Source organism: Streptomyces sp. NPDC048514, from assembly GCF_043199955.1.
In the GTDB taxonomy this organism is placed as follows: domain Bacteria; phylum Actinomycetota; class Actinomycetes; order Streptomycetales; family Streptomycetaceae; genus Streptomyces.
On sequence record NZ_JBICWT010000004.1, the window covers coordinates 66,804 to 83,822 of the forward strand.

Sequence of the window (17,019 nt, forward strand, 5' to 3'; positions counted from 1 at the left end):
GACGGAAGTGAGGAGCCCCGGGGACGGGGTGCTCCGACGTGCGCGCAGGGGAGAACCCGACGCGGCACACGACCGCCGTCCCCCCTGTGTCCGCGAGTATAGGGAGCGTAAAGAACGAAAAAACGCCAGGTGGCCGATTGTTCGTTTTTCGTGATCGTTCGCGGCCGGGCGCCGTGCGGCCACCGGCCGGGGTCACCCGGCGAGGTTGCGAACGACCGCCCAGACGAGGGCGGTCGCCGGCACCGCCACCTGCACCCACCGGGCCGGCCGGGGGCGCCAGGCGCGCCCGCGAAGCCCCTCCCACGTCCAACGGCCCCACAGCGCCAGCGCGAAGGGCGCGGCGAGCAGCAGGGCGCGGTTGTCCAGCCACGCCTGGGCGAGGTGACCGTGCATCAGGTCGTAGACCATGCGCGTGCCGCCACAGGCCGGGCAGAGCAGGCCGGTGACCAGATGGAACGGGCACCGCGGCAGGAACCGCCCCGGCCGGTGCGGGTCGGTGCCGTAGAGGTGGGCCAGCCCCGCCGCGCCCGCGACGAGCACCGCGACCGGTGCGGTCGCGGGGTTGCGCAGCAGGGGCCGGCCCAGCGCATCAGCCACGCAGGACGCGTCCCTGACCGTCGGTCTGGTTGTCGCTGACCAGCAGCATGATGCCGTCGATGAGTGCCCAGATGCCGAGGCCGCCGCAGGTGAACAGCTGCGCCAGGCCGATGCCGACGCTGCCTATGTAGAACCGGCCCACACCCAAGGTGCCGAGGGTCAGCTGGAGCACACCGGCGACGATCTTCGACTTGTCGGAGTAGGGCCGCCCGTAGAGGTCGTAGCCGTAGGGGGCGTTGGGGTCACCGGTGTAGGTCCCGGGCGGGGGCACGTAGGCCCCGGGGCCGGGGTAGCCGGGCGGCGGATAGCCGCCCTGGGGGTAGCCGCCCTGGGGGTAGCCGCCCTGGGGGTAGCCGCCCTGCGGCTGGCCCCCCTGGGGGGCAGCGCCCGCCGGATGGCCGGGGGGCTGGGGGTAGCCGTATCCGGGCTGGGGCGGCTGCTGCGGCTGTTCGGTCACGGTCGTTCTCCGGTGGCCTTGACTGGACTGACTTGGCTGACCGTCGGATGGCCGGAAATACGGCGTTCGACGGCGAAAGCACATCTTGCCGGAGAACGACGGCCGCTGAGAAGTCGATTCCGGCGCGGACCGATCACACGACACCGGCAATGTCCGGTTCCGGCCGACCTGACACCTAATCTGATGGCATGTCAGATGACCAGTCGTACGAGCTGCTCGGTTTCGACAACGTGCTGCTGCCCGTCGGCGACCTCGCCGAGGCGATCGGATTCTACGAGCGGGCCGGGTTCACCGTCGGATTCCGGTTCGACGAGGCCGGGATCGCGCTGCTGAAGGTCGGCGGGGAGACGCCCGGCCTCCTGCTGCGCGCCGAGGAGGCGGTGGCGCACCGGACGCCGCCCTGGCCCTCGCCGCGCATCTGGCTGGAGGTGCCGGACGCGCGGGTGGCGGCGCGGGAGCTGGCCGCGGCGGGCATCGAGCCCCTGGACGGGGTGTTCCCGGGGGCCACCGGCTGGACCCTGGAGATCGCCGACCCCTGGGGGAACATCCTCGGCCTCACGGACTACACCAAGCGCCCCGCGCTGGGCCGGAGAGCCTGACCGGCGCCCCGCGACCGGGTGGAGCACCCGGCCGGCGCCCCACGACCGGCCGGAGGGCCCGGCCGGAGGGGCCCGAGTCCGAGCCGACGTCCGGCCGACCTTGACTTGAACACGTTCAAAAACAGGTCTACAGTCATCCCCGTCAGCGTTTTGAACGCGTTCAAGAAGGGGTGGGGCATGGACCGCACCGTCATCGCCTACGTCATCTACCTGGTCGTCAGCATCGCGCTCACGGTCTGGGTGGCCCGCACGCTCAGCCAGAACGGCCGGATCTTCCTCGCCGACGTCCTGCGGGGCAACGAGAAGCTCGCGGACGCCGTCAACCACCTGCTGGTGGTCGGCTTCTACCTCGTCAACCTGGGCTTCGTGGCGCTGTACCTGAGCGACGACGCGACGATCGAGGACACCCGCGGCATCTTCGAGGCCCTGTCGACCAAGCTCGGCGTGGTCCTGCTGGTGCTCGGCGTGATGCACCTGGGCAACGTGTACGTCCTCAACAAGATCCGCCGGCGCGGGATGATGGAACGGGAGCAGGTGCCTCCCGTCACCCCGCAGGAGTGGGTCGCCCCGACGGCCGGCGCGTGACGGTCATGACCCCCGTGACCACCACGCAGGGGCGGGGCGCCACGAGCGCCCCGGTCCACGGGCTGACCGTCCTGTACGACGCCGAGTGCGCCCTCTGCACTCATCTGCGCGACTGGCTGGCGCGGCAGCCGCAGCTGGTGCCGCTGAGGCTGGTGCCGGCCGGCTCGGCCGAGGCGCGCGGCCGCTTCCCGGGGCTCGGCCACTCGGCCACCCTCGACGAGCTCACCGTCGTCGGCGACCTCGGACAGGTCTACCGGGGCCCGCGCGCCTGGATCGTCGTCCTGTGGGCGCTGCGCGCGCACCGCCCGCTCGCCCACCGGCTCGCCGGCCCGGCCGGTGCCCCGCTGGCCCGGGGTGCCGTGCTCGCCGCCGCGAAATGGCGTGGCGCGCACGGGCGGGGACAGGGGCCGGGGCCACGGCAAGGGCGGCCGCAGCAGGTGGGCGGCGCACCTTGGCGCGGTCCGCAGTGGGGAGGTCAGGCGTACGGCCGCGCGGACGGCTGGGTGTACCGCCCGGGCTCGGGCTGGAGCCACGAGCCGCCGACCTGCTCCGACGGCGCCTGCGCAAGTCGTTAGTCTCTTCTACCGTGTCCGCGAAGAACGCCGGCCCCGACGCGGCCGGCCCCCAGAGCAGCAAGTCCGAGCAGACCCGCGCGCTGATCCTGGAGACCGCGATGCGGTTGTTCCAGGAGGGCGGGTACGACAAGACGACCATGCGGGCCATCGCCAAGGAGGCCGGGGTCTCCGTGGGCAACGCCTACTACTACTTCGCGGGCAAGGAACACCTGATCCAGGGGTTCTACGACCGGATCGCCACCGAGCACCAGGCGGCGGTCCGGGAGGTCCTGGACCGGGAGACGGACCTGGAGGCACGGCTGGCCGGCGTGCTCACCGCCTGGCTCGACATCGCCCGGCCGTACCACGAGTTCGCCGTGCAGTTCTTCAAGAACGCCGCCGACCCCGACAGCCCGCTCAGTCCCTTCTCCCCGGAGAGCGAGCACGCCCGCGAGCAGGCGATCAGCGTGCACCGGGAGGTACTGGCCGGCTCCAGGTCCAAGGTGGCGCCCGAACTGCGAGAGGTGCTGCCGGAGTTGATGTGGCTCTCCCAGATGGGGCTGGTCCTGTACTGGGTCTTCGACCGCACGGAGGGGCGCGAGCGCAGCTATCGGCTGGCGCGGCGCGGGGCCCGGCTGACCGCGCGCGGGGTCGCCCTGGCCCGGTTCCGCGTCCTGCGCCCGCTCGTGCTGGAGATCCACGAGCTGTTCACGGACTTCCTGCCGGGCATGACGAAGGCACTGCCGGACCCGGGACGCAAGCGGGACGAGTGATCGCTTTCGGGTGAAGGCGCGGGAGGGGACACGCGCCCACCGCGTCCGCGCTCCCGGCGAGACCGTCACGCTGCCCGACTCGATCGGCGCCGGGGTCACGCTCGGAGTCGGGCATGGCGCCGGGGTCACGCTCGGCGTCGAGCATGGCCGGGGTCACGCTCGACGCCGGGCAGATCGTCGAGGCCGGGCAGAAGAAGGCCGGCTGATCAGATCCAGCCCAGCCGCCACAGCCGGAAGACGCCCGTGCCGTCGTCCAGGTACTGGCCGCCGCCCACGTCCTCCGTGCTGACCACGTACTCCTTGCGCTGCCACAGCGGGATCAGCGGCACGTCCCTGGCCACGTCGGCCTGCAGGTCGCGGAAGTCGTTGGTCACCCGGCTGCGGTCGGCGAACTGCTGGCTGTCCAGGATGAGATGGTCGACCAGCTTGTTGCTGTACCCGGTGCTCATGGTGGAGCCGGTGCCGACGAGCGGGCCGCCGAAGGTGTCCGGGTCGGGATAGTCCGCCACCCAGCCCACCGCCCAGGCGTCCATCTTCCCGGCGGCCCAGCGCTTCTGGAAGTCGGTCCACTCGTAGCCCTTGACGTCGACCTTGAACAGGCCGTCCGCCTCCAGCTGCTTCTTCAGCGCCGCGGCCTCCTCCGCACCGGCGCCGCGGCCGATGCCGTAGCCGAAGGTGAACCGTACCGGCAGGCTCACGCCGGCCTCGGTGAGCAGCGCGCGCGCCTTCTCGGCACTGCGCGCCGGGTAGTCGTCGAAGAACGACGTGGTGTGGCCGATGATGCCGGTCGGGACCAGGGAGTACAGCGGATCGACCGTGCCCTCGTAGACCGTCGCGGCCAGCTGCTCGCGGTTGACCAGCCAGGCCATCGCCCGCCGCACACGGGCGTCGTGCAGCGGGGAGGCGGCGCGGGTGTTGAGGTACAGGTTGCGGGTCTCGGAACTGTCGGACTCGGTGACCCGCATGGCGGGGTCGCTCGGATTCAGCTGCGACAGCACGTCCGGTGACAGCGTCCGGGTGGCGACGTCGACCTGCCTGGCCTTCCAGGCGCCGTCGAGCTTCTGCGAGTCGGGGTAGTAACGCAGCGCGATGGGGCGGCCGGTGCCGCCGAGGTAGCCCTTGTAGTGCGTGTTCGGCTCGAGGTCGGCCTTCTGGTCCTTGGCGTACCCCGTCAGCGTGTACGGCCCGGTGCCGTCGACCGCCGAGCCGGAACGCAGGGCACCGAACGGGTACTTGTCCTTGTCCACGATCGAACCGGCGCCCGTGGCGACCTTCAGCGGGAAGGTGGCGTCCGGCGAGGACAGATGGAAGGTGACCGTCTGCGCGTCGTCGGCGGTCACCGAGCCGAGCGTGCTGAACAGGGACACGGGGCCCACATCGGAATCGATCTTCTTCATGCGGTCGAAGGAGTACTTCACGTCAGCGGCCGTCATCTCGCGGCCGCTCGGGAAGGTGATCCCCGTGCGCAGCCTGCACTGGTACGTCTTCAGGCCGCTGCCCTCGAAACCGCAGCTCTTCGCCGCGTCCGGGACCGGTTCGACCCCGCCCGGCTCGAAGGTCAGCAGCGACTGGAAGACGTTGCTGAACAACGCCCAGGAACCGGCGTCATAGGCGCCGGCCGGATCCAGTGCGGTGACGGCGTCCGTCGTGCCGACCGTGATCGTCTTGTTCTTGTTCTCCTGCGACGGCAACAGCTGCCAGCCGCCGATTCCCACGACCGCCAGCACGAGCAGTGTCACGAGAATGCGCATGCGAACAGATCGCATGGTGGTGCCCTCCCCAGGCCCCCCAGGGCCCTACCCCTGGCCAGCACGATTCGGCCACTCCCCTAAGTGGCGCGGCTCACCTAATCACACCTGTTTCAGGTGGGGGAAGGCCTTTCTGGCGAGATGAGAAAGAACTTACCGAGGCGTTGTTTCCGCCCGATACATAGCACCTTCACAGGTATCCGGGTGCCCACGCGGGTGGGCGGGCCCCAGGCGCCCGCGCCCCGGCTGACGTACGGCGGACGGCCAGGGCGACGAGCGCGGGGGCGATGACCGCCCCGGGCCGTCCCCCGCTATGACGTACGGCGCAGTGCGCGCAGTCCGCGCAACCCGATGACCCCTATGACCGTCCCCAATACGAAGGAGACGACCGCCAGCAGCAGGTGCACCCAGAAGTACGCGGTCGGGTGACCGTCGTCGAAGGCGAGCCCGCTGCTGTCCTTGACGAGGTTCTTGACGAAAGTGACCCAGATGACCCAGCTCCACACCCCGAAGGCGAGCAGGAACCAGGAGACCGGGCGGCTGAGCTTCATAGCCCCAGTATCGCCGTCCCGTGTCCGGTTCCGTGCCGGGGGTGGGGCGGGAGGCGCGACTTCGCCGTTTGCTCCGGGTACGTTCTCGGTCGTGCCCGCAGTCAAGAAGACCGTCCGGCGATCGTTGCTGGTCACCTCCGCCACCCTGCTGTCCCTCTCCGTCACCGCGCCCGCCGCCCTCGCCGCGCCGACCCCCTCGGCGAGTCCGACGGCCACGCCACCGGCCCGGATGTCGGGGGTGGGCGGCGCCCGGCTCGGTCTGCCCGGCACCCAGGTGAACCTCGCGCACGGCGTGCCCGTGCTGCCCAAGGACCTCACCGCGCGTTCGTGGATCGTCTCCGACGCCGAGTCCGGTCAGGTGCTAGCCGCGCACAACGCGCACTGGCGGCTGCCCCCGGCGAGCACCCTGAAGATGCTGTTCGCGGACACCGTGCTGCCCAGGTTCCCCAAGGCCACCGAGCACAAGGTGGTGCCCTCGGACCTCGCGGGCATGGGCGCCGGCTCCAGCGTGGTCGGGATAAAGGAGGGGGACACCTACACGGTCCACGACCTGTGGCTCGGGGTCTTCCTTCGCTCCGGCAACGACGCCGTGCACGTGCTGTCCCGGATGAACGGCGGCATCAAGCAGACCGTGCGGGACATGCAGGCCCACGCCGAGGAACTGCAGGCCCTGGACACCCATGTGGTCTCCCCCGACGGCTACGACGAGCCCGAGCAGGTGTCGTCCGCCTACGACCTGACGCTGTTCGCCCGTTCCGGACTGCAGAAGAAGGACTTCCGCGACTACTGCTCGACGGTGCGGGCGACGTTCGGGGCCGGTGAGATCCGGAACACCAACCGGTTGCTGAGCGGCGACACCGACGTGCCCGTGTACCAGGGCATCGCGGGTGTCAAGAACGGCAACACCACCCACGCTGGCGCCACCTTCACCGGAGTCGCCGAGCGGGGCGGCAAGGTACTGCTGGTCACGGTGATGAACCCGGAGAAGCACGAGCACAACGAGGTCTACAAGGAGACCGCGAAGCTGCTCGACTGGGGCTTCCAGGCGGCCGGCAAGGTCACTCCGGTGGGCGAGCTGGTGCCTCCGCGGAGCGCCGCGCCGAGCTCCACGGAGCCGAATCCCCGCGCCTCCGCCACCGGGCGGGCGGCCGGGGGGACCGGGGTCGGCTCGAGGCCGGTGGCGAGCGCCGCCACGGGGTCCGGCTCCCGTGGCATCGGCATCGCCCTGGCCGTCGCCGGCGGGTTGCTGGTGCTGCTCGGGGGCGGCGTGTTCCTGATCAACCGCCGCTGGCCGCTGCCGGACCTGGTGCGGCGCCGGACGCGCCCCTGAGTTCGACCTCCTTGCTCTTCGTCGCCGTCCAGGAGGCGCAGAACAGGACGAGTTTCGCGGTGAAGTTGATCCACAGCAGCAGTGCCACCGGGACGCCGAACGCGCCGTACACGCTCTTCCCGGCGACCCCCTGGATGTAGCCGCTGATCAGCAGCTTCAGCACCTCGAAGCCGATCGCGCCGAGCAGCGCGGCGACCAGCAGGCGGCGCCGCTGCGGCTCGACCCCGGGCAGCAGGGTCAGGACGTAGAGCAGGACGAGGAAGTCGGCGAGGACCGCGACGGTGAACGCGGCGATCCGCAGCAGCAGACTGCCCCAGCTCTGCTCGTCCAGGCCGATCTGCCGGGACAGCCAGCCGACGGCGGCCGAGGCGAGCGTGGACGCGGCGAGCGTGACCAGCAGGGCGCCGCCGAGACCGAGGAGGATGCCGGCGTCCTTGGCCTTGGCGAGCACCGGGTTCTCCTCGCGGTCGGGCAGCTCCCAGACCGCGCGCAGGCAGTCCCGCACCTGGCCGACCCAGCCGATGCCGGTGAACAGCAGCGCGGCGCCCGCGATGACGCCGACGGTGCCGGCGTTCTGCGCCAGGGAGCTGACGTCCAACTGCTGGGAGAGGCCCGGGAACTGGTCGGCGATCTTGTGCTCGACCGTCTTCTGGCGGGACGGGCTGAGCGTGGCGGCGGTGAGGGCCGCGGCCACGGTCAGCAGCGGGAACAGCGCGACGAAGCTGACGAACGTCATGGCGGCGGCCAGCCGGGTCCACTTCACCCGGTCCAGCCGCTCGTAGCTGCGCCACGCGTGCGTGGTCATGAGCCGGGTGATGATCGGCCCGATGCCCGGCAGTCTCTTCAGCCAGTCCATGATCCGTTCCTGCCCCCGCGGTCCCTCTCCACACCGCTGAAATGACGTCAATATCAGGGGACATCCCACTAATCACCCGTTCTCAGGAAGGGTGGGGATGTTTTGTAACTAATGGGCTGTATCAGGGCGATACGGTCACCGGCATGTCTGGAGACACAGTTGCCGTCACCGGCTGGGGACGCACCGCCCCCACCGCCGCCCGTCTGATCCGCCCGCGCAGCTACGAGGAGGCCGCGGCGGCCGTCCGCGACTGCGGAGTGCGCGGGGCCGTCCCCCGCGGACTGGGACGGGCCCACGGCGACGCGGCGCAGAACGCCGGCGGCGCCGTCCTCGACATGACGGGCCTCGACCGCATCCATGTGGTCGACGCGAGCGAGGGCATCGTGCTGTGCGACGCCGGAGTCTCCCTGCGGCGGCTGACGGACGTCCTGCTGCCGCTCGGCTGGTTCGTGCCGGTCACCGCCGGTACCCGCCGGGTGACGGTCGGCGGGGCCATCGGCGCCGACCTGCACGGCAGGAACCACCACGTCTCCGGCTCCTTCTCCCGCCATGTGCTGTCCCTGGAACTGCTCACCGCCGACGGTGAGGTCCGCACGGTGAGTCCCGGCACCCCGCTGTTCGAGGCGACGGCCGGTGGCATGGGCCTGACCGGGATCATCCTGACGGCCACCTTCCGGCTGTTGCCGGTGGAGACGGCGTACCTGACGGTGGACACCGAACGCGCCGCCGACCTCGACGACCTGATGGCCCGGCTGAGCGCCGGCGACCACCGCTACCGCTACTCGGCCGCCCGGATCGACCTGCTGGCCCGCGGCGCGGCGACCGGCCGCGGCGTCCTCACCCGAGCCGAACACGCGCCCCTGGACGCCCTCGGCAAGGGCACGCGCGGGTGGCGGCACCCGCTGTCCGTCCGCCCGCGCCGGCTTCCGTCCACCCCCGCCCTGGTCCCGTCCGTCCCCGCCCGCGTCCCGTCCCTCGCCGCCCGCGTCCCGTCCGCGCCCGCCCTGCTCCCGGGCGGTCTGCCCGGCCCGGCCGCCCTGCTCCCGGGCGGTCTGCCCGGCCCGGCCGCCCTGCTCCCGGGCGGTCTGCTCGGCCCGGCCGCCGTCGCCCTCGTCAACGAACTGTGGTTCCGCACGGCGCCCCGCGCGCGTACCGGCGAGATCCAGCGCCTGTCCGCCTTCTTCCACCCCCTCGACGGCATGCCCCACCGCAGCCGCCTGCACGGCCGCGGCGGCTCCGTGCAGTACCAGTTCGTCATCGGCCACGGCCGGGAGGAGGCGCTGCACCGGATCGTGCGCCGCCTCGCCGAACGCCGCCTCCCGTCCTTCCCGGCCGTCCTCAAGCGCTTCGGGGACGCCGGCCCCGGCTGGCTCTCCTTCCCCGCGCCCGGCTGGACGCTCACCGTGGACATCCCGGCCGCGCTGCCCGGGCTCGCCGCGTTCCTGGACGAACTCGACGAGGCGGTCGCCGCGGCCGGCGGGCGGGTCTGCCTCGCGGAGGACTCCCGGCTGCGCCCGGACCTGCTCGGCGCCATGTACCCGCGTGTGGCCGACTTCCGGGACCTGCGCGCGCGGCTCGATCCGCGGGGGGTGTTCGTCTCCGACCTCGCCCGCCGGCTCCACCTCTGACCCCTGAGCCACGCACCCCCGTCCCCGCACCCGGGCCGGCGGCCCCGTCCCTCCTCCGGTCCACCCGCTCCCGTCCGGACCCCCACCCCGCCGCTCCCCCTCGGGCGCCGCCCCGCCACCCCGCCGCTCCCCTCTCCGGAGCCCCGTCCCCGGACTCCTCCCCGGACTCCCCCCGCCGGATTCCCGGCCTCCTCCAGACCCCTAGGAGCTGACGTGAAGGACGCCTTCGGCCTCCCCCAGTCCCTGCTCGTCCTCGGCGGCACGTCCGAGATCGCGCTGGCCACCGCGCGCCGTCTGATCGGCCGCCGCACCCGTACGGTGTGGCTGGCGGGCCGCCCCTGCGCCGCCCTGGAACAGGCCGCGGAGAGCCTGCGCGCGCTGGGTGCCGACGCCCGTACGGTCGCCTTCGACGCCCTCGATCCCGAGTCCCACGAGACGGTCCTCGGCAAGGTCTTCACCGAGGGCGACATCGACTTGGTGCTGCTCGCCTTCGGCATCCACGGCGACCAGGCCCACGACGAGCGCGACCCGGTGCGCGCGGTGCGGGTCGCCCAGACGAACTACACGGGAGCCGTCTCCGCGGGCCTGGTCGCCGCCCGGGCGCTGCAGACCCAGGGACACGGCTCCCTGGTGGTCCTCTCCTCCGTCGCCGGCGAACGGGCGCGCCGCGCCGACTTCATCTACGGCTCCAGCAAGGCCGGCCTCGACGCCTTCGCGCAGGGCCTCGGTGACGCGCTGCACGGCACCGGCGTGCACGTCATGGTCGTACGCCCCGGCGCCGTCCGTGCGAGGGTGCCGGCCGGCCGGCGGCAGGCCGCGCTCACGACCACCCCGGACGCGGTCGCCGCGGCGATCGAGCTGGGCCTGCGCCGCCGCTCGGAGGCGGTGTGGGTACCCGGCGCCCTTCGCCTGGTGATGTCGGCCCTGCGGCACGCGCCGCGATCGGTCTTCCGCAGACTGCCGATCTGAGCGGGGCTCCGTGGGGCCCCGTTCTCGGCGGCGCGTGGCGCGGTCGCGGCGGGGCGGGGCGGGGCGGGGCGGTGTCGCAGGGGCCGGTCGCGGCGGGGCGGACGGTGTGCCGCGGGGGCGGCGCGGGGTGCCGTGCGGTCTAGCGGCTGGCGATCGTCCCGCGCTCGACGCCGGCGTGGCCGGCCTGCGGCGGCACCACGGAACCCCCGAAGGTGTACTCCCGCAGCTTGCGCCACACCCCGTCGGCGCCCTGCTCGTAGAGCGCGAACCCGGTGCACGGCCACTCGGCCTCGAAGTCCGCCAGCTCCTCGAAGGCGCGGTCCATCGCCGCGTCGTCGATACCGTGCGCGACGGTGACGTGCGGGTGGTACGGGAACTGCAGCTCGCGCTCCACCGGCCCGGACTCGTCGCGCACCCGCAGCTGCAGCCAGGCGCACGCCTCGGCGCCCTGCACGACCCGGACGTAGACCACCGGTGACAGGGGGCGGAAGGTGCCGGTGCCGGACAGCCGCATCGGGAACGGCCGGCCGGCCGCGGCGACCCCGGCGAGGTGCGCCTCGACGGCCGGCAGCGCGGCCTCGTCGACCTCGGTCGGCGGGAGCAGCGTGACGTGCGTGGGGATGCCGTGGGCCGCGGCGTCGCCGAAGCCCGCGCGCCGCTCCTGGAGCAGGCTGCCGTGAGGCTCCGGAACCGCGATCGACACGCCGATCGTTACGGTCCCCACGTCGTCTCCTGTCGTCGCGTCTGTTGTGTTCTCAGTCGTCCGGGTATCGACTGTACGGCCATGACCGTCCTGGGGGCAGGCGCAACCGAAGTGATGTGCAGCGCTCCGCACTCGGGACCCACGTGCGGTCGTACGCCTCAGTGCTTCGCGGGCAGGAAGCCCACCCGGTCGTACGCCTGCGCGAGCGTCTCGGCGGCGACCGCACGAGCCTTCTCCACACCCTTGGCCAGGATCGAGTCGAGGGTCTCGGGGTCGTCCAGGTACTGCTGGGTGCGCTCCCGGAACGGCGTCACGAACTCCACCATGACGTCGGCGAGATCCGTCTTGAGCGCGCCGTAGCCCTTGCCCTCGTACTTCGCCTCCAGGCCGGCGATGCCCTCGCCGGTGAGCGTGGAGTAGATCGTGAGCAGGTTGCTGACACCCGGCTTGTTCTCGCTGTCGAAGCGGATCACCGTGTCGGTGTCCGTGACCGCGCTCCTGACCTTCTTCGCCGTCGTCTTCGGCTCGTCCAGCAGGTTGATCAGGCCCTTCGGCGTGGACGCCGACTTGCTCATCTTGATCGACGGATCCTGCAGGTCGTAGATCTTCGCCGTCTCCTTGAGGATGTACGGGCTCGGGACGGTGAAGGTCTGGCCGAACCGGCCGTTGAACCGCTCGGCGAGGTCGCGGGTCAGCTCGATGTGCTGGCGCTGGTCCTCGCCGACCGGCACCTCGTTGGCCTGGTACAGCAGGATGTCGGCGACCTGCAGGATCGGGTACGTGAAGAGCCCGACGGAGGCGCGGTCGGCGCCCTGCTTCGCGGACTTGTCCTTGAACTGGGTCATGCGGGAGGCCTCGCCGAAGCCGGTGAGGCAGTTCATGACCCAGGCGAGCTGGGCGTGCTCCGGGACGTGGCTCTGCACGAAGAGCGTGCAGCGGTCCGGGTCGAGGCCGGCGGCCAGCAGCTGGGCCGCGGCGAGCCGGGTGTTGGCACGCAGTTCCCGGGGGTCCTGCGCGACCGTGATCGCGTGCAGGTCGACGACCATGTAGAACGCGTCGTGGGTCTCCTGCAGGGCCACCCACTGGCGGACGGCGCCGAGGTAGTTGCCGAGGTGGAACGAGCCGGCGGTGGGCTGGATACCGGAGAGCACGCGGGGTCGGTCAGTCGCCATGCCCACCATTCTCTCAGGTGTCGGGGGCCGATCCGGAACTGGCCGGGCGTCCTCGGCCCCGGCGGTCCTCCGACACGCCGCACGGCGGCCCGGCGCAGTGCCGGGCCGCCGTGCGGGAGGAGCCTCGCCGGGGGCCGACCGGCCGGTGGCGGCCGGTGTTGCCCGGGGCAGGTCAGCCGAGGTCGATCTCCGGGTAGAGCGGGAAGCCGGCCACCAGGTCGGTCGCCCGCTGGGAGATCTCGTCCGCGACCTTGGGGTCGAGGATGTGCTGGGCCTTGGACGGGGCGCCCTTGCCGGTGGTGCCCGGCTCGGTGGTGGTCAGGACGCGGTCGATGAGGCCGGCGACCTCGTCCATCTCGGCGGTGCCGAGGCCACGGGTGGTCAGGGCGGGGGTGCCGATGCGGATGCCGGAGGTGTACCAGGCGCCGTTGGGGTCGGCGGGGATGGCGTTGCGGTTGGTGACGATGCCGGATTGCAGCAGGGCGGCCTCGGCCTGACGGCCGGTGAGGCCGTAGGAGGTGGCGACGTCGATCAGGTTGAGATGGTTGTCCGTGCCGCCGGTCACCAGGGTGGCGCCGCGCCGCCCCAGCCCCTCGGCCAGCGCACGGGAGTTGTCCACGATGCGCCGGGCGTAGTCCTGGAAGTCGGGACGGCGGGCCTCCGCGAGGGCGACCGCCTTGGCGGCCATGACGTGCGGGAGCGGTCCGCCGAGGACCATCGGGCAGCCGCGGTCGACCTGGTCCTTCAGCGAGTCGTCGCACAGGACCATGCCGCCGCGGGGGCCGCGCAGCGACTTGTGGGTGGTGGTGGTGACGATCTGGGCGTGCGGCACCGGGTCGAAGTCGCCGGTGAGGACCTTGCCGGCGACGAGGCCCGCGAAGTGGGCCATGTCGACCATCAGGGTCGCCCCCACCTCGTCGGCGATCTCGCGCATGATCCGGAAGTTCACGAGCCGGGGGTAGGCGGAGTAACCGGCGACGATGATCAGCGGCTTGAACTCGCGGGCCTGGGCGCGCAGGGCCTCGTAGTCGATGAGACCGGTGGCCGGGTCGGTGCCGTAGGAGCGCTGGTCGAACATCTTGCCGGAGATGTTCGGGCGGAAGCCGTGGGTGAGGTGGCCGCCGGCGTCCAGGGACATGCCGAGCATGCGCTGGTTGCCGAAGGCCTGGCGCAGTTCGGCCCAGTCGGCCTCGCTGAGGTCGTTGACCTGGCGGACGCCCGTCTTCTGCAGGAAGGGTGCCTCGACGCGGTCGGCCAGGACGGCCCAGAAGGCGACGAGGTTGGCGTCGATGCCGGAGTGCGGCTGGACGTAGGCGTGGCGGGCGCCGAAGAGCTCGCGGGCGTGCTCGGCGGCCAGGGACTCCACGGTGTCGACGTTGCGGCAGCCGGCGTAGAAGCGGCGGCCGACGGTGCCCTCGGCGTACTTGTCGCTGAACCAGTTGCCCATCGCCAGGAGGGTGGCCGGGGAGGCGTAGTTCTCGGAGGCGATCAGCTTGAGCATCTCGCGCTGGTCGGTGACCTCCTGGCCGATGGCGTCGGCGATGCGCGGTTCGACGGCGCGGATCACGTCGAGGGCGGCGCGGAAGGCGGTGGACTCGGTGGAGAGCGGCTGCTCTGGCATGGGGACCTCCGGACGGTGTGCGGACAGCGTTCGCGTTCGGCCCAGGCGCACGGCACTGTTTCCCGTTCGGGCCGCTTCCCGATGGTCCGTCCCATCCCAGCGCGCCAGTCACGGCCCGCTCGTCAGCCTACCGGGCGCGCCGTTCCGGGCAGGTCCCGCGTCCACCATGCGAGCGAGGATCGCCCGCGGGTCCACGGTGCGGCTCGCGCCGCCACGGGTCGTCGGCGGGGCCGGCCCGGACCGGGGGCCGGAGCGGCTGCGGACGGTGCCGGACGTCCGGGGCCGGGGCCGGGGGTGCCTAGAGGATCACGTGGGGCAGGAAGCGGGCGTACTCGTCGGTGATCAGGCCCGAGGACTCGCGGATGCCGAGGCCCGCCGGCTCCTCGCCGACGACCCAGGCACCGAGGACGACGTGGTTGCCGTCGAAGGCGGGCAGCGGGGCGAGCTGCTGGTAGCAGCAGGGCTCGTCGCGGAGCACCGCGGGCTCGCCGGGCGGGTGCACGGTGACGCCCTCGCCCTCGCGGCCGAGCAGGGGTTTGGCGACGTAGCCGGTCGACCGCGCCAGCTCGCGGGGGCCGTCGAGGTGGGCGGGCAGCAGGTTGGGATGGCCGGGGTACAGCTCCCAGAGGATCGCCAGCAGGGCCTTGTTGCTGAGGAGCATCTTCCAGGCGGGTTCGATCCACAGGGTGCTGCCGGTGCCGCCGCCGTTGTCGAGGGTGTCCAGGACGTGCCCCGCGAAGGCGTCGGTGGTGAGCCACTCCCAGGGGTACAGCTTGAACAGGGCCCGAATGAACCTGAGCCGGTTGTCGACGAAGCGGCCGGAGAGGGTGTCCCAGCCGATCTCCTCCATGGACAGCCAGTCCGTGTCGAGGCCGGCCTGTTCGGCGGTCTCCTTCAGGTAGGCGACCGTCATCAGGTCCTCGCCGAGTTCGTCGGCCGAGGAGTGCGCGAAGTGCAGCGGGCTGCCCGGGGGCAGCAGGGCGGCCTGCGCGCGCCAGGCGTCGACGAGGCGCTCGTGCAGGGAGTTCCACTGGTCGGCGCCGGGGAAGCGGTCCTCCATCCAGAACCACTGCGGCGAGGCCGCCTCGACCAGCGAGGTCGGGGTGTCGGCGTTGTACTCCAGCAGTTTGGCCGGTCCGGTGCCGTCGTAGCGGAGGTCGAAGCGGCCGTAGACGGACGGGAGTTCGGCGCGGCGGTGCCAGGCCTCGGTGACCGCGGCGGCCACCCGCGGGTCGGTGATGCCGAGGTCGGCGAGGCGGTCCTCGGCCACGATGTGCTCGGCGGCCGCGAGGCACATGCGGTGCAGTTCCCCGACGGTCTCCTCCAGCGCCTCGACCTCACCGAGGGGGAAGACGTAGTAGGCGCTCTCGTCCCAGTAGGGGCGCAGGGAGCCGTCGGGCTGCCGGGTGAGCGGATAGACGAGCCCCTGCTCCTCGACGGTCTGCTGCCAGCCGGGGCGGGGGGTGATCGTACGGCGTTCCATGTGGTGTTCCCCGGTCAGCCGCCGGAGCCGCCCTTCCCGCCGCCGAAGCCGCCGCGGTGGACTCCGCCGCCGCCCGAGGAACCGCCGGAGCCCTTGCTCGGCTTGGTGAAGGAACCGCTTCCCACCCAGGAGCCCTTCTTCTTGCCGCCGTAGTACCAGCCGGTGTGCGAAGAGGACTTGGTGGACTTGCAGTTCTTGTCGGAGACGACCTTGTAGCCCTTGCCGTAGGTGTAGCTGTCGCGGTCCACGCAGCGCTTGTCCGGGTCGGACGAGCAGGCGGTCAGGGCGGCGGCCAGCAGGCCCATGCCGCCGAGGACGACCGTGCCGGAGCGCAGCCGCCTGCGGGTCTGCGGGTGTGTGGTGGTCATGCTCTCGTGTCTCCCCCGTGCTCGGACCGAGCTGTTCTGTCACTGACACGTCAGCGTAGAGACCGGCGGGGACGGCCGTACAGGCACCCCGGTGCTTTCCCGGTCGCCTAGAGTCCCTCTGTGTTGTTCGGAATGGTGTGCGCCCTCGGCGCGGCGGTCTGCTTCGGCACCGCGACGGTGTTGCAGGCGGTGGCCGCGCGGGCGGCGGGCACGGACGGGGGTGGCGGGGATGCGGCGCTGTTGCTGCGGGCGCTGCGGCAGTGGCGGTACGTCGCCGGGCTGGCGCTCGACGGGGTGGGCTTCCTGCTGCAGATCGTGGCGCTGCGGTCGGTGCCGATCTACGCGGTGGGCGCGGCGCTGGCGGCCAGCCTCGCGGTGACGGCCGTGGTGGCGGCGCGGCTGCTCCGTGTACGGCTGAGCGGGCTGGAGTGGGCCGCGGTGGCGGTCGTGTGCGCGGGCCTCGGGATGCTCGGGCTGGCCTCGGGCGCGGAGGGTGCGCGCACGGGGCCGGACTGGCTGGGATACGCGCTGGTGGCGGTGGCGGTGGGCGTGCTGCTGCTCGGCGGGATCGGCGGGCGGCTGTCCGGCCGGACCCGGGCGTTGCTGATGGGACTCGGGGCCGGGTTCGGGTTCGGGGTGGTGGAGGTCGCGGTGCGGCTCATCGACTCGCTGCGGCCGGCCGAGCTGCTGGCCAACCCGGCGACGTACGCGCTGCTGCTGGGCGGCGGAGCGGCGTTCCTGCTGCTCACCTCGGCCCTTCAGCGCGGCTCCGTGACCACGGCGACGGCCGGGATAGTCATCGGCGAGACGATCGGCCCGGCGGCGGTCGGCGTGGTCTGGCTCGGCGACCGCACGCGGGAGGGGCTGGGCTGGCTCGCCGTCCTGGGCTTCGCGGTGGCGGTGGCGGGTGCGCTCCTGCTGGCGCGATTCGGCGAGGCGCCGGCGGAGGAGGGGGCGGCCCTCCCGGCTCCGGCGGGGAAGGGGTAGCCCCTCCCGGCTCCGGTGAGGGCGGCTCCAGTGCTGTG

General features: G+C 72.3%; 18 protein-coding genes and 1 riboswitch. Of the genes, 8 read left to right on the forward strand and 10 right to left on the reverse strand.

All coding sequences use genetic code 11. From position 1 onward, the window contains the following. Positions 1-192: 192 nt before the first annotated feature. Together ACGFT2_RS09135 and ACGFT2_RS09140 are read right to left on the reverse strand one after the other, a co-directional pair. Entirely contained in the window at positions 193-597 is a 405-nt protein-coding gene (locus tag ACGFT2_RS09135) for a DUF2752 domain-containing protein (RefSeq protein WP_393275085.1), read from the reverse strand. Next, positions 590-1,054: a TM2 domain-containing protein gene (locus ACGFT2_RS09140; RefSeq protein WP_393275087.1), complete on the reverse strand. Its 465-nt coding sequence runs from the start codon at positions 1,052-1,054 to the stop codon at positions 590-592. The genes ACGFT2_RS09135 and ACGFT2_RS09140 overlap by 8 nt, the downstream gene beginning before the upstream one ends. Positions 1,055-1,242: 188 nt before the next feature. Between ACGFT2_RS09140 and ACGFT2_RS09145 the strand changes: the two genes are divergently transcribed. The 4 genes from ACGFT2_RS09145 to ACGFT2_RS09160 all read left to right on the forward strand — a co-directional run bounded on the left by ACGFT2_RS09145 (position 1,243) and on the right by ACGFT2_RS09160 (position 3,565). Further along, entirely contained in the window at positions 1,243-1,653 is a 411-nt protein-coding gene (locus tag ACGFT2_RS09145) for a VOC family protein (protein ID WP_393275089.1), read from the forward strand. A gap of 177 nt (positions 1,654-1,830) precedes the next feature. After that, positions 1,831-2,238, forward strand: a complete 408-nt coding sequence (locus ACGFT2_RS09150; protein ID WP_393275092.1) for a hypothetical protein — start codon at positions 1,831-1,833, stop codon at positions 2,236-2,238. A gap of 5 nt (positions 2,239-2,243) precedes the next feature. Continuing rightward, entirely contained in the window at positions 2,244-2,813 is a 570-nt protein-coding gene (locus ACGFT2_RS09155; RefSeq protein ID WP_393276279.1) for a thiol-disulfide oxidoreductase DCC family protein, read from the forward strand. An 11-nt stretch (positions 2,814-2,824) separates the two neighbouring features. Then, positions 2,825-3,565 (forward strand): TetR/AcrR family transcriptional regulator, encoded by a 741-nt coding sequence (locus tag ACGFT2_RS09160; protein ID WP_393275094.1) that lies wholly within the window; start codon positions 2,825-2,827, stop codon positions 3,563-3,565. Between the two features lie 206 nt (positions 3,566-3,771). On the opposite strand, the gene ACGFT2_RS09165 is transcribed toward ACGFT2_RS09160, so the two are convergent. Further along, on the reverse strand, positions 3,772-5,316 hold the full coding sequence (locus ACGFT2_RS09165; protein WP_393275096.1) for an ABC transporter substrate-binding protein: 1,545 nt from the start codon (positions 5,314-5,316) through the stop codon (positions 3,772-3,774). 308 nt (positions 5,317-5,624) lie between these two features. Next, the gene (locus ACGFT2_RS09170; protein WP_356818531.1) at positions 5,625-5,864 is read right to left on the reverse strand and encodes an SCO4848 family membrane protein; all 240 of its coding nucleotides are present in this window, start codon (positions 5,862-5,864) and stop codon (positions 5,625-5,627) included. A 91-nt stretch (positions 5,865-5,955) separates the two neighbouring features. Between ACGFT2_RS09170 and ACGFT2_RS09175 the strand changes: the two genes are divergently transcribed. Further along, a complete protein-coding gene (locus ACGFT2_RS09175) occupies positions 5,956-7,194 on the forward strand; it encodes a D-alanyl-D-alanine carboxypeptidase family protein (RefSeq protein WP_393275099.1) in 1,239 nt (412 codons plus the stop codon). Here ACGFT2_RS09175 and ACGFT2_RS09180 read toward each other — a convergent pair. Then, positions 7,142-8,050 (reverse strand): YihY/virulence factor BrkB family protein, encoded by a 909-nt coding sequence (locus ACGFT2_RS09180; protein WP_393275101.1) that lies wholly within the window; start codon positions 8,048-8,050, stop codon positions 7,142-7,144. The genes ACGFT2_RS09175 and ACGFT2_RS09180 overlap by 53 nt on opposite strands. A 143-nt stretch (positions 8,051-8,193) precedes the next feature. On the opposite strand from ACGFT2_RS09180, the gene ACGFT2_RS09185 reads away from it, so the two are divergent. Continuing rightward, positions 8,194-9,678 (forward strand): FAD-binding protein, encoded by a 1,485-nt coding sequence (locus ACGFT2_RS09185; RefSeq protein ID WP_393275103.1) that lies wholly within the window; start codon positions 8,194-8,196, stop codon positions 9,676-9,678. Positions 9,679-9,891: 213 nt separating this feature from the next. After that, entirely contained in the window at positions 9,892-10,647 is a 756-nt protein-coding gene (locus tag ACGFT2_RS09190) for a decaprenylphospho-beta-D-erythro-pentofuranosid-2-ulose 2-reductase (RefSeq protein ID WP_393275105.1), read from the forward strand. 139 nt (positions 10,648-10,786) lie between these two features. Here ACGFT2_RS09190 and ACGFT2_RS09195 read toward each other — a convergent pair whose 3' ends face one another. From ACGFT2_RS09195 to ACGFT2_RS09215, 5 genes are all read right to left on the reverse strand, one after another. After that, a complete protein-coding gene (locus ACGFT2_RS09195) occupies positions 10,787-11,371 on the reverse strand; it encodes a 2'-5' RNA ligase family protein (RefSeq protein ID WP_393275107.1) in 585 nt (194 codons plus the stop codon). Between the two features lie 137 nt (positions 11,372-11,508). Continuing rightward, complete coding sequence (gene trpS / locus ACGFT2_RS09200) at positions 11,509-12,522, reverse strand: tryptophan--tRNA ligase (RefSeq protein ID WP_393275109.1); 1,014 nt, start codon at positions 12,520-12,522, stop codon at positions 11,509-11,511. A gap of 172 nt (positions 12,523-12,694) precedes the next feature. Continuing rightward, positions 12,695-14,143, reverse strand: a complete 1,449-nt coding sequence (locus tag ACGFT2_RS09205; protein ID WP_393275111.1) for a glycine hydroxymethyltransferase — start codon at positions 14,141-14,143, stop codon at positions 12,695-12,697. 32 nt (positions 14,144-14,175) lie between these two features. Beyond that, a riboswitch (ZMP/ZTP riboswitch) is annotated at positions 14,176-14,265 on the reverse strand. A gap of 176 nt (positions 14,266-14,441) precedes the next feature. After that, on the reverse strand, positions 14,442-15,626 hold the full coding sequence (locus ACGFT2_RS09210) for a glutathionylspermidine synthase family protein (protein ID WP_393275113.1): 1,185 nt from the start codon (positions 15,624-15,626) through the stop codon (positions 14,442-14,444). Between the two features lie 14 nt (positions 15,627-15,640). After that, positions 15,641-15,994 carry a hypothetical protein gene (locus ACGFT2_RS09215; protein WP_393275115.1) on the reverse strand — a complete coding sequence of 118 codons (354 nt, stop codon included), beginning with the start codon at positions 15,992-15,994 and terminating at the stop codon, positions 15,641-15,643. Positions 15,995-16,126: 132 nt separating this feature from the next. Here ACGFT2_RS09215 and ACGFT2_RS09220 point away from each other — a divergent pair, with 132 nt between their 5' ends. Further along, positions 16,127-16,981, forward strand: coding sequence for a hypothetical protein (locus tag ACGFT2_RS09220; RefSeq protein WP_393276282.1), 855 nt, complete (start codon positions 16,127-16,129; stop codon positions 16,979-16,981). The last annotated feature ends 38 nt before the right edge of the window (positions 16,982-17,019 follow it).